Annotated in this window: 12 protein-coding genes; 5 read left to right on the top strand and 7 right to left on the bottom strand. The window is 61.7% G+C overall.

All coding sequences use genetic code 11. The features are described from left to right. Positions 1-77 precede the first annotated feature (77 nt). Positions 78-521 (top strand): Lrp/AsnC family transcriptional regulator, encoded by a 444-nt coding sequence (locus AC19YY_RS11950; protein ID WP_169951600.1) that lies wholly within the window; start codon positions 78-80, stop codon positions 519-521. A 13-nt stretch (positions 522-534) separates the two neighbouring features. Here the strand turns inward: AC19YY_RS11950 and AC19YY_RS11945 are convergent, their stop codons facing one another. From AC19YY_RS11945 to AC19YY_RS11935, 3 genes are all read right to left on the bottom strand, one after another. Further along, a complete protein-coding gene (locus tag AC19YY_RS11945) occupies positions 535-663 on the bottom strand; it encodes a hypothetical protein (RefSeq protein ID WP_262376885.1) in 129 nt (42 codons plus the stop codon). A gap of 4 nt (positions 664-667) precedes the next feature. Beyond that, positions 668-895 (bottom strand): hypothetical protein, encoded by a 228-nt coding sequence (locus AC19YY_RS11940; RefSeq protein WP_500604223.1) that lies wholly within the window; start codon positions 893-895, stop codon positions 668-670. An 85-nt stretch (positions 896-980) separates the two neighbouring features. Continuing rightward, positions 981-1,526, bottom strand: a complete 546-nt coding sequence (locus tag AC19YY_RS11935) for a hypothetical protein (RefSeq protein ID WP_500604222.1) — start codon at positions 1,524-1,526, stop codon at positions 981-983. A gap of 375 nt (positions 1,527-1,901) precedes the next feature. On the opposite strand from AC19YY_RS11935, the gene AC19YY_RS11930 reads away from it, so the two are divergent. From AC19YY_RS11930 to AC19YY_RS11920, 3 genes are all read left to right on the top strand, one after another. Next, positions 1,902-3,311 carry a circularly permuted type 2 ATP-grasp protein gene (locus AC19YY_RS11930; protein ID WP_500604221.1) on the top strand — a complete coding sequence of 470 codons (1,410 nt, stop codon included), beginning with the start codon at positions 1,902-1,904 and terminating at the stop codon, positions 3,309-3,311. A 2-nt stretch (positions 3,312-3,313) separates the two neighbouring features. Beyond that, entirely contained in the window at positions 3,314-4,264 is a 951-nt protein-coding gene (locus tag AC19YY_RS11925) for an alpha-E domain-containing protein (protein WP_169951592.1), read from the top strand. A gap of 233 nt (positions 4,265-4,497) precedes the next feature. Beyond that, entirely contained in the window at positions 4,498-4,929 is a 432-nt protein-coding gene (locus tag AC19YY_RS11920; protein WP_170041424.1) for a nuclear transport factor 2 family protein, read from the top strand. A 3-nt stretch (positions 4,930-4,932) separates the two neighbouring features. On the opposite strand, the gene AC19YY_RS11915 is transcribed toward AC19YY_RS11920, so the two are convergent. From AC19YY_RS11915 to AC19YY_RS11905, 3 genes are all read right to left on the bottom strand, one after another. After that, positions 4,933-5,868, bottom strand: a complete 936-nt coding sequence (locus AC19YY_RS11915) for an alpha/beta fold hydrolase (protein WP_500604220.1) — start codon at positions 5,866-5,868, stop codon at positions 4,933-4,935. Between the two features lie 79 nt (positions 5,869-5,947). Continuing rightward, on the bottom strand, positions 5,948-8,200 hold the full coding sequence (locus AC19YY_RS11910) for an ATP-dependent DNA helicase (protein ID WP_500604219.1): 2,253 nt from the start codon (positions 8,198-8,200) through the stop codon (positions 5,948-5,950). Then, positions 8,197-9,846 (bottom strand): VRR-NUC domain-containing protein, encoded by a 1,650-nt coding sequence (locus tag AC19YY_RS11905; RefSeq protein ID WP_500604218.1) that lies wholly within the window; start codon positions 9,844-9,846, stop codon positions 8,197-8,199. The genes AC19YY_RS11910 and AC19YY_RS11905 overlap by 4 nt, the downstream gene beginning before the upstream one ends. A gap of 188 nt (positions 9,847-10,034) precedes the next feature. Here AC19YY_RS11905 and AC19YY_RS11900 point away from each other — a divergent pair, with 188 nt between their 5' ends. Beyond that, complete coding sequence (locus AC19YY_RS11900) at positions 10,035-10,259, top strand: YgdI/YgdR family lipoprotein (protein WP_076960938.1); 225 nt, start codon at positions 10,035-10,037, stop codon at positions 10,257-10,259. Positions 10,260-10,303: 44 nt separating this feature from the next. Here AC19YY_RS11900 and AC19YY_RS11895 read toward each other — a convergent pair whose 3' ends face one another. Continuing rightward, positions 10,304-12,151: a polyurethane esterase gene (locus AC19YY_RS11895; RefSeq protein ID WP_500604217.1), complete on the bottom strand. Its 1,848-nt coding sequence runs from the start codon at positions 12,149-12,151 to the stop codon at positions 10,304-10,306. Positions 12,152-12,164: the final 13 nt, after the last annotated feature.

The raw sequence follows: 12,164 nt of genomic DNA, 5'->3' as shown, positions 1-12,164 counted from the left end.
AGCGCCTGAAGAAGGTCAAAGGTAGTCAGCGCCTATTCTTATTAGGTGAAATAGCAGGTTTGGTTAAGGAGCCCAGGATGATTGATGTTATTGACCAACAACTGATTGCCGCCCTGATGGACGACTCACGCTGCACGCTCAAGACCCTGGCGGGGATTACCGGCCTGTCCTCGCCCAGCGTTGGCGAGCGATTGCGACGTCTGGAGGAACGCGGTGTTCTGAAGGGCTATACGGTGGATATCGACCCCAAACACTTCGGTTATTTGCTGCAAGCCATCGTGCGCATCCGCCCCCTGCCCGGCCAATTACAGGAAGTGGAGCGGCAGATCCAGGCAATACCGCAGTTTACCGAGTGCGACAAAGTCACCGGCGACGACTGTTTTATCGCACGGCTGCATGTACGCACCATGGACCAGTTGGATACCTTGCTTGACCGGCTCAACGGCTATGCCGAGACCAACACCGCCATCGTCAAGAAAACCCCGGTCAAGCGTCGGTTGCCGCCCTTGGATGGCGCGTAGAAGGCGGTACAGATCAATCGGAGCTGACCTCTTCTGGGGCGTCGTCCCCATCAATCAGCGGCACCTGCGCATCATCCATCAACGATCCGGGGTCTTCATTGCCCGGGTCATTGATCGGCTCCTCTTCGGTTGGGGTATGCATGGCCCTAGCCGCCCTGGGTATCAATGTCAGCGTCGGTCTTGGGCTTGGGTTCGCGTTCGGGCTTGAAGTCCGGACTGTACTCGTTGTCCCTGGCCACCTTGTCGGTGGCGGGTTGCGGGTCCTTGGGAGCCGTGGCCCCGTTGCTTGGAGTGGGCACTTTGCGGGCATCGTCAGCGATGGCTGGATCGTTCCTGCCGCGGGTTTGCAGGTCTTGGCTGTCATTGGTGCTCATGGGAACCTCTTTATTCGTTGGTGTAAGGTTAAGGTGCCGCGCGGCGGGATGAAGTTCATTGCGCAAGCCCCATGCTGATCAATGGTCACCCCCCCGGGTTGTCTACCTGGATATAGAACGCAAACGCTGCCAGCAGCATCCAGAACACGGTGAACAACCACGGCGTGCGCACGGAAAACAGCAATGACTTGCGATAGCCCTTGTGCGACGACTCGGTCTCGCAGAACAGCGGCGACTCATCGTAGGCCAGGCCCATCACCGGCTCGCTGCGCAACAGTTCGCTCTGCTTGAAGTGCCAGTGGTCAATGATGTCGTAGGCCGCCCGGATGCCCGGCCAGGCATTGAGCGAGCTGAACACGCCAAGCATCGACAACATCAGCGGCACCACCAGGGTAAACAGCTTGCCCCACTCCGGGTTGAGGTTGCCCATGCAGGACACAAAGGCAATCACCAAAAACGACTGCGCCGTCAGGTAGGCATCGGTACGGTTGGCGAGGATGGAGGTTTCGTACTGGATTTCCCGACGATAGAAATCCAACCGGTCCTTGGGCGAGCCGAAGATCTTCGCGTTGTGTTCGGTGTGGTCGGCCAGCGCCGATTCCGGGCTGTGCGGGGAGATGATCCTGGGCACAATCGATATTCCTCAGAGGGCGTAATCCACTTAGAAGAACCGGCGGTGCGCGAAGTTCAGGTCAATCGCCTGCACCGTTATGAAGCAAATGCTGCGCCTATCACGCACCACGCTTGCCCAGGCCGCTCCAGTAACGGGCTGATACACCGTGTAATCCCAATAAACACGCTTGCGGCACAGCCATTGCTTTACTCCTGCTACTCCCTACTTGCCAGGGTGAACACAGGAGCAACTGTTACCCCCCGACTCAGAGCCGACTCCACAAGAAAGTAAGGACAAGGTCCGTTGGCGCCAAAAGCCACGGGCTCATAACAATGCGTTTTCTAAAGCGGCAGTGCCTGCAGCGTTTTACCCGGCACTGACAAGGTAATTGGAATGGCTCGATCTTTCTTCGATGAAATGAATGACGCAAATGGCGTGTGCCGTGCGCACTACCAGGATTTTTCCCGCTGGCTGGCCAACACGCCGCCGGAACTGCTGGCCCAGCGCCGCCGCGAGGCCGACCTATTGTTCCACCGCGCCGGGATCACTTTCACCCTGTACGGTGACGAGCAAGACACCGAGCGCCTGATTCCCTTCGACATCATCCCGCGCAGCATTCCCGCCAGTGAGTGGAGGGTGATCGACCGCGGCTGTATCCAGCGGGTCAATGCGCTGAACATGTTCCTCGCCGATATCTATCACGACCAGCGCATTATCAAGGCCGGGATCATTCCCGCCGAGCAGGTGCTGGGCAATGAAGGCTATCAAAAGGCCATGATCGGCCTCGACCTGCACCGTGATATCTATTCGCACATCTCCGGTGTCGACCTGGTGCGCGATGGCGACGGTACGTATTACGTCCTCGAAGACAACCTGCGCACCCCCAGCGGCGTGAGCTACATGCTCGAAGACCGCAAGATGATGATGCGCCTGTTCCCGGAAGTATTTGCCAAGCAGCGCATCGCGCCGGTGGACCACTATCCCAACCTGCTGCTCAAGACCCTGAAAAGCGCCAGCCGCCTGGACAGCCCCAATGTGGTGGTGCTGACCCCCGGGCGCTTTAACAGCGCGTTTTTCGAACACGCGTTCCTCGCCCGGGAGATGGGCGTCGAGTTGGTCGAAGGTGCCGACCTGTTCGTGCACGACCTCAAGGTGTTCATGCGCACCACCGACGGCCCGAAACCCGTGGATGTGATCTACCGGCGCATCGACGATGCCTTCCTCGATCCCCAGGCCTTCAACCCCGAATCCATGCTCGGCGTGCCCGGCCTGGTGGCCGCCTACTGCGCCGGCAATGTGGTGCTGGCCAATGCCATCGGCACCGGGGTGGCCGACGACAAATCCATCTACCCCTATGTGCCAGAGATGATTCGCTTCTATCTGGATGAGGAACCGGTGTTGCAAAACGTACCCACCTTCCAGTGCCGCAAACCCGATGAACTGTCCCACGTACTGGCGCACTTGCCCGATCTGGTGGTCAAGGAAACCCAGGGTTCCGGCGGCTACGGCATGCTGGTGGGCCCAGCCGCCTCGGCGGCCGAGATCGAGGACTTCCGCCAACGCATCAAGGCCCGGCCCCATGCCTATATCGCCCAACCGACCCTGAGCCTGTCCACCTGCCCGACCTTTGTCGAAAACGGCATCGCGCCACGGCATATCGACCTGCGCCCGTTCGTGCTGTCGGGCAAGGAGACCCGACTGGTGCCAGGCGGCCTGACCCGCGTGGCATTGCGTGAAGGCTCATTGATCGTCAATTCGTCGCAAGGCGGCGGAACCAAGGACACCTGGGTGGTGGAGGGCTGAGTATGCTGAGTAGAACCGCCGCAGATCTGTATTGGATGTCGCGCTACCTGGAACGCGCAGAGAACCTGGCGCGCATGCTGGAGGTCAGTTATTCGCTGTCGCTGATGCCCCAGGCCGGGCGCAGTGATGGCCTGGATGAACTGGCGATGTCGCTGCTCAGCAGTGGCACCCTGGACAACTACCTGGAGCGCCATCAACAACTGGACGCCGAGCGCATGCTGCACTTTTTCGCCCTCGACGAAGAAAACCCAGCCAGTATCTACAACTGCCTGCGCGCCGCCCGGGGCAATGCCCATGCGGTACGTGGACGGATCACCGCCGACATGTGGGAAAACCTCAACGCCACCTGGCTGGAAATGCGCAGCATCGCCGCCGGCGGCCTGGCCCGCCATGGCATCAGCCACTTCTGTGACTGGGTCAAGCAGCGTTCGCACCTGTTCCGGGGGGCCACGTCCGGCACCATCATGCGCAACGATGCCTATCGTTTTATCCGCCTGGGCACCTTTGTCGAGCGCGCCGACAACACCTTGCGCCTGCTGGATGCGCGTTACGAGATGTTCGGCGAGGAGTCCGAAGAAGTCAGCGACCTGTCCGCCCGCGGCTACTACCAGTGGAGCGCCCTGCTGCGTGCCTTGTCGTCGTTCGAGGCCTACACCGAGCTGTACCCCAATGCGCTGAATGCGCGTTCGGTGTCGGAGTTGCTGCTGCTGCGCAGCGATGTGCCGCGCTCATTGCATGCGTGTATCGAGGAGTTGAGCCATATCCTCGCCGACCTGCCGGGCAGCTACGGCCGCACGGCCCAGCGCCTGGCGGCGGAGTTTGAAGCGCGGCTGCGCTACACCGGTATCGATGAGATTCTCGAAGAAGGCCTGCACAGCCGGCTGACCGAGTTTATCGACACCGTGCGCGAACTGGCGCGGGCGATCCACAGCTCCTACCTGGAGGTGGTGTAACCCCCAATCCCCCCAGCCTGACAGCCGTGCGCGTTCTCCTGTGGGAGCTGGCTTGCCGGCGATGGCGGCAGGTCAGCCAATAGATTTATCGACTGATACACCGCCATCGCGGGCAAGCCAGCTCCCACAGGCGCGATGTTTGTTCCAGGCATATAACTGTCAGTTTGGATCATTGATCCCATCTCGCGGCTGCTCTTATGGTTGCCAGACACTCATAAGAACAGGTACAGACCATGTCCGAAGCTCTGCAATTATCCAGCCCGGCCGCCCATACCCTAAAGCGCTGGCACACCATGCTGGCCACTGCCGACCTCAAAGCCCTGCCCGAACTGCTGGCGCCGGATGCCGTGTTTCGCTCGCCCATGGCGCATACCCCCTACCCCGGCGCACCCGTGGTGTCGATGATTCTCAACACCGTGTTTACCGTGTTTGAAGACTTCCAGTACCACCGCGAACTGGCCAGCGCCGACGGCCACAACGTGGTGCTGGAGTTCAGCGCGCGGGTGGGCGACAAGCAGCTCAAGGGCATCGACCTGATCCGCTTCAACGAACAGGGGCAAATCATCGAGTTTGAAGTGATGGTCCGCCCCTTGAGCGGGCTACAGGCCCTGGGTGAAGAAATGGGCCGGCGCCTGGCGCCGTTCCTGGCCAAGGCCAAGGGCTGACCTTCAGCGCCCGAGGAACTCCAGCAGCCGGGCGTTGACCTGCGCGCCCTGCTCCACCTGGATCCAGTGCCCGCAGTTGGCCAGTACCTGCTGCTGCAACTGCGGCACCACCTGGGGCATGCGCTTGAGCGTATGGGCCTCAAACACCCCCACAGGATCACGGTCGCCGATCAGGAACAACGTCGGTTGCAGCACCTGCCGGCCCGCCAGGAACTCGGTGCGCTGCCAGTTGCGCTCAAAGTTGCGGTACCAGTTCAACGGCCCGCGAAAGCCCTTGGCGAAGGTTTGTACATAAATATCCAGGTCGTGCTGGCTGCACCAGGCCGGCAAGGCGCCAGGCAATGCAACACCTTCCAGCAAGGTGGCCGTGGCCGGTTTCTGCTGCAGGAATACATCCTGGTCCTGCATAAACAGGCGCAAGCTGCGCTCGATATCCGCCTCCAGCTCCTGTTCGGCCACGCCGGGCTCCTGGAAATACAGGATGTAGTTGAACCGCTCGGCATACAGCTCGCGCATGATCTCGATCACCGGCCTGCGGGAACGACCGGCGAAGGGCACCGACATCGTGACCAGGGCGCTGATGCGCTGCGGCTCCAACAAGGCCAGGTGCCAGGCCACCACCGCGCCCCAGTCATGGCCGACCATCACCACCCGACGATGCCCGAACAGGTCCATGGCACCCTGGATATCCGCGCACAGGGTCAGCAGGTCGTAGTCGGCAATGGCTGCGGGGGCGCTGCTGTGCCCGTAGCCGCGCATCTGCGGCACGAACACGCGATAGCCAGCGGCAGTCAGCGCCGGTATCTGCTGGCGCCAGGAGTGCCAGCACTCGGGAAAGCCGTGGAGCAGCCACACCGGCGGGCCGCTCTCGGGGCCGGCGATGTGCAGGCACAATTGAATACCGTTGACCTGGATCGTCTGTTGTTCGATAGCACTCATCGCACCGCTCCATCAGGGGACTGCTGCAGACTGCCCCAGCGATACAGCCTGCGCCAGCATCATTGATGGGGCAAATACCTCAGGTCACCGACCACCAGCGCGGCAGTAGCGGCCGCACCTTGGGTTCGGCAAAACGGTCATCGATCAGCATCACTACCCCTTGGTCCTGCTGGGTGCGAATCACCCGGCCGGCCGCCTGTACCACCTTCTGGATCCCGGGATACAGGTAGGTGTAGTCGTACCCCGCACCGAAGATCGCACCCATGCGCAGCTTCATTTGCTCGTTGACCGGATTGAGTTGCGCCAGGCCCAGGGTGGCGATAAAAGCCCCGATCAGGCGCGCGCCCGGCAAGTCGATACCCTCGCCGAACGCCCCGCCCAGCACGGCGAACCCCACGCCCTGGCTGTGCTGGGTGAACTGGTCAAGGAACGCCTGGCGTTCGGCCTCGGCCATGCCCCGCGATTGATGCCAGGTTGGGATCGACGGATGCCGCTCGGCCAGTAATTGCGCCACTTGCTGCTGGTAATCGAAGCTACTGAAAAACGCCAGGTAGTTGCCCGGCGTGCGTTCAAACTGCTCGGCGATCACTGCGACGATGGGCGCCAGGGACGCCTGGCGATGCACAAAACGCGTGGAGATGCGGTCGATGATGCGCACCTGCAACTGTGCGGCATCGAAGGGCGATTCCACGTCGACCCACGCGGTATCCGCCGGCAGGCCCAGCAGGTCGGCGTAGTAATGCCGGGGGCTGAGGGTCGCGGAAAACAGCACGCTGCTGCGGGCGGCCGTCAAGCGTGGGCGGATAAACTCGGCCGGCACCACATTACGCAGGCTCAAGCGCGAGAAGCGACGCTTGGCCAGTGGGTCGCGCTGGCTGATATCAAAAATAAACTGCTCGTTGAACAGCTCCGCCACCTTGGCGAACTGCAAGGCCTCGAAGTAAAAGCCTTGCAGTTCGCCCGTGAGCGCCTGCGGGTGATCGTTGAAATACTCGCCCATGGCGCTGGTGCACAGGGCCAAGGCCTGCAACAGCTTCTCCGGTTTGCTCGGATAGGCCTGATACACCGTGACCTGCTCTTTGTGCAGCGCGTTCCATTCACGGTTGAGCCGCTGCAACGGTTTGCGCAACGGCTCGGGGGCGCTGTCGCGCACGGTCTTCAGGGAAAATTGATCGAGGTCGGCGCTGTACATCGCGCGGCCCCGCTCCACCAGGTTATGGGCTTCGTCCACCAGCACCGCGACCCGCCATTGGTTGAGCTGGGCCAGGCCAAACAGCATCGCGCCAAAATCGAAGTAATAGTTGTAGTCGGCGACCACCATGTCGCACCAGCGCGCCATTTCCTGGCTCAGGTAATACGGGCACACCTCATGGGCCAGCGCCACCTCGCGCAGAGTGCGTTGATCCAGTAGGCGCACCCTGGCCGCCGCTTCGCGCGCGGCTGGAAGGCGATCATAAAAGCCCTTGGCCAGCGGGCAGGAATCGCCATGACAGGCCTTGTCCAGGTGCTCGCAGGCCTTGTCCCGCGCCACCAGCTCCAGCACGTGCAGCGGCAGGTCGGCACTTGCGTGCAGTATCTGCACCGCGTCCAGCGCCAGTTTGCGGCCAGGGGTCTTGGCCGTGAGAAAGAACAGCTTGTCCAACTGCTGCGGCGCCATGGCCTTGAGCACCGGGAACACCGTGCCAATGGTTTTACCGATCCCCGTGGGCGCCTGCGCCATCAGGCAGCGTCCGGTGCTGACGGCCTTGTACACCGACTCGGCGAGGGTCCGCTGGCCCAGGCGAAAGCCCGCGTGGGGAAAGGCCAGGGCCTTGGTCGCGGTATCGCGGGCCAGGCGCCGCTGTGCCTGTTGCTCGGCCCAGTCGAGGAACAACCCACACTGGCGATTGAAGAACGTCTCCAGCTCATCAACCGCACACACCTGGCGGATCACGGTTTCGCGCTCGCTGACGATATCGAAATACACCAGCGCCAGCTCGATCTCAGGTATCCCCAGCTTGCAGCACATCAGCCAGCCATAGACCTTGGCCTGGGCCCAGTGCAGTTGCCGGTGGTTGGCCGGTTGCGCATCCAGGTCGCCACGGTAGGTCTTGACCTCTTCCAGCACATTGCGATCCGGATCATAGCCATCAGCGCGGCCGCGCACGGTCAACTGTTGGTAGAGACCTTCCAGGGCCACTTCACTCTGGTAGTGCGCACTGCGTCGGGAGGCCACGGTGCGATGGCCGAGCATGCCTTCCTGGGCACTGGGCGAGGGGGTAAACCGCAGATCGAGGTCACCCACCTTGGCCGTGAACTCGCACAGTGCCCGTACGGCAACGGTGTAGCTCAAGCGCCCTGCTCCGCCCAGCGTACGTAACACACGGTGACCGGCATCTGGTGTTCGCTACAGAACTCCAGCCAGCGCAATTGGTTGTCCTGCAGGCGGTCGCCCGGGCCTTTGACTTCGATCATGCGATAGGTTTTTTGCGCCGGCCAGAACTGGATCAGGTCCGGCATCCCGGCGCGATTGGCGCGGATATCCAACAACAACCGGTCGAACCAGTGCCGCAGGTGCGCGGCGGGCAGGCAATCGAGCGCCTGCTCGAGCAGCTCTTCGCTCAACACATTCCAAAATACAAAGGGCGACTGGATCCCCCACTTTTCGACGTAGCGCTGGCGGATCGTGGTTTTGTAGCGCTCGTCGTGCAGTTGGTCCAGGCACGCGGCAAATAGCTCGGCGCGGCGCTGCTGGAAGTCCTCACTGTGCAAATCCACCGGCCCGCGCTGGAACGGGTGAAAGAACGAGCCGGGCAACGGCGCGAAGATCGCCGGCCAGCACAGCAGCCCGAACAGCGAGTTGACCAGGGTGTTCTCCACGTAGTGCACCGGCCCCTCTTCATCTCCCAGATGCGCCTGCACGCAGAACTCCACGGCCGCCAACGGTTGCGGGAACGGCAGTTCCAGGTCCAGGCGCTGGATCACCTGGGGTTTGGGCTTGGGCAACGCCGGCTCGCCCAGCTTGCGCCGCAACCGCGGCAAAACCCGCAACAGGTGCTGCTGCTCGGCCGCGCTTTGTGGCGCGGCCTGGGCCTCCAGCGCCAGGGCCATGGCCTGGGCGAAATCCTCCTGGCGCTCCAGTACGCGGATCAGCCGTGCACGAGCGCCGGGGTAGACACAATCGCGGTAGATCACCTCGGCCAGGGCCAGTTCGGCGAGCCGCTCGCAATGCTGGCCAACCTGGAACAACAGCTTGGCCCGACGTTTTTCCAGCCAGGGGTTATCGGTGGCCAAGGTGGCTATTTGCGCCAGCACAGCCTCCAACGGTTCGCCCGCCTCGAACGCCTGCTGGCATTGGTGCAGGAACAGCAGGCCAGATACATCGTCGCGATGGCGCAGCCCGCGGGATTCGGCGCAGAACTCGACCTTTTCGTAGGTGTAGATCCCCAGGTCCGCCAAGACAAACTCCGACCAGTCCTGGTACAGGTTGCCGAAGAACATCAGGCGCAGGCGCTCACATAAATCCATCACCGTGAGACTGTACAGGCGCTCGTCCAGCTGCGGGGACCACTGCGCAAACGTACGCGGCTCGGTGAACTGGCTGGACAGGCCGGGCAGCCAATCGGACTTCTTGCCCCTGGGCTGCTCGATCCATGGCTTGAACGCTTGCAGTACCTCGCCTTTTTGCAACTGCCCCCACAGCTCATCAAGCGACAGCAGGCCTTGCTCGCTGACCCAACCGTGGGCCAGCAACGGCTGCACGGCCACATCAACCGGGCCGATCTCGACGTAATTGAGCTTGCTCGCCCGAAAATGCACGCCCTTGCGCATCACCATGCGCACCAGCAACGCCTGGGCCGGTTGCGGCAACTGGGCGAACTGCGCCATGAAGCGCTGCTCCTGTTCGTCCAGCACATCGGCATAGCGCTGGCCCAGCCAGTCGAGCACTTGCCGGAAGTTATGCAGGTAGTAGAACGGGTCTTCGAGGGGATTGGACATGACGGGCACTTGGACAAACACTGGTTATGCATACAGAGTGCCGTCCCAAGGCTTGCGTTGCAATGGCTAATAGATCAGTGGCGCACGCAACTTTTTGCATAAAAGTGATCAGATGGGGGTGGATCCGCGTAACATTTGTTGCCCGCAGCCGTTGAGCACGGGGTTTTCGAAGGATGAGAGTAAGGGTTATGAACATGAAGAACTGGGGCCTGCCGCTGGCCGTACTGACGTTTCTGGCATTGGCCGGTTGCTCGACGCCGACCGTCGTGACCTTGCAGAACGGTACTCAGTACCTGACCACAGACACGCCGAATGCCAAGACACCCGATGGTTTCTACGAATTCACCGATATCGCCGGCAAGCGCGTACGGGTCAAGGCGGCGGATGTCGCAACCGTGCGCAAGGAAGACTGACCGCATAACCGTAGGAGCCGGCTAGCCGGCTCCTACGGGTTGTTTCAGGTGATGACGAACGCCTCTGCCGACAGGCTGCCAAGTCCGACCCCCACCAACGTCACCGAGTTATCGCCAAACGTCAGCAGCGTATCGCTGCCCACTGCTTTGGCATGGTCGAGGTAGTTGTACTGCCCTTCCACCCCCGCCACCCCCATGAACACCAACTTGTCTGTCGACTGGTAGCCCAGGATCCGGTCCTGGCCAAAGTCGCCGTCGAACAGGAAGGTATTACGCCCGCCGCCCGCTTCCAGCAGGTCATTGCCAGCCCCGCCGACCAGCACATCGTTGCCTTTGCCGCCGATCAGATGGTCATTGCCGTCCAGGCCAAACAACCACTGCCCGCCATCGCCGGCCTTGAGCACATTGGCACCGGCATCGCCCTTGAGCGACGCCGCGTAGGCCGTCAGGTCGCGGCCCGCCAGCAGGCCGTTGTCGGTCACGCTGTGGGTCACCTCCTTGCTGAACAGCAACAGATAGCTTTCCTTGCTCACTATCGCGCCCATGTCACGGGTCATGCTGATGCCGCCTTGGCCGTCGCGGACATAGAGGGTGCCTGCACCGTCGTTGGCCACCTCGACGTTTTTCAGTGACTGCTGCAGGTCCAGGGTGTTGAACCCCTTGCCGCCCAACATGATGTTGTAGCCACCGCCATCACGGAAAGTATCGTTGCCTTCGCGGCCTTCCAGGTAGTCGTTGCCCCGGCCGCCCTGGATCAGGTCATTGCCGTCGCTGCCGATGATGAACGTGCTGCCCTTGTGCGCTTCGGCATTGCGGTTGAGGTCTTGCACCCAGGTAGTGGCGCGCGCCGGGTCCGACAGGTTGGCGACGATGATTGTCGAATCACGGCTGGTCAGGTCATAGAACTTGGATTCAAGGATGCGGCTCATGCCGTCGCCATAACCGGTGGGTAAATGGGAGATCCATGTCGGCAGGTTGAGGATGGAAAACGGCAGGATGTTCCACAGTGTCGAGGCGTAGTGGTCGTTGAAGCTGACGATGTTATCGGCGCTGGATTCGTGGGGTTTATCGTGGGCCCAAAGCGAGGACCCCGTGAACGAGGAGCCGTCGAGGGCCCGATAGACCGGGTCGTTTTCGTAGCCGATGTTCAGCACCTTGTCGCCGCTGCTCTGGGTCGGCGAGGCATAGGCCACGTAGTTGGCGTCCTGGTAGAACCCCGCCCAGTTGTCGTTGCTCAAATCCGCCATGCTGTTGACTGCCAGGCCCCCGAGGCTATGGCCGCTGACCACCACATCCTGGCCGCTGAGCCCCTGTGCGCTGGCATACGCGGCGACTTTGCCAAGCAAGGTGCCAAACGCTTGGCCCGCGTAGTTTTTCGCATAATCAGCAGGACCGAACGCTGCCAGCAAGTCACTGATCACATCGCCGATGGAATCAAGGATCAGGTTTTCCCTGGGGCCCGAAGTCCCACGGAAGCCGATGCCGATTTCCAGCAGTTTGCCGGCGTCATCGTACTTGCCCAGGACCTCGACCTGGGCGCTGGTATAACCGGCTTTTTCGCCAAAGAACGTGCCCCGGGCGTCGACCTTGCCGCCATACTCAAGGGTGCTGGCGCTGATGGGCGTCCAGCCGGCCTTTTGCACGGCGTCGAGGGCGGCCTTTTCCGAGTCGGGGTTCCACGGGATCCCGGGAATCACGCCTTGGGAATGGGTGCTGCCAATCAAGGCCTGCACCAGGGTGGCCGGCAAACCCAGGCCCAAGCCGTGTTGCTGGTACCCCACGGCAAAACCGTTATCCAGGTTGTGGTAGGAATACAAGGTGATCGCCATGGCATCGGCGAACAGTGCTTTGGAGTCCTCGGTAGTAAGGTTTTTGTAGTCATAGACACCCATGGTATTGCCTCTC

This window comes from Pseudomonas sp. MF09156, from assembly GCF_059862305.1.
Note: the sequence above shows the minus strand (reverse complement) of the source record. Positions and strands in the feature narration are given on the sequence as shown.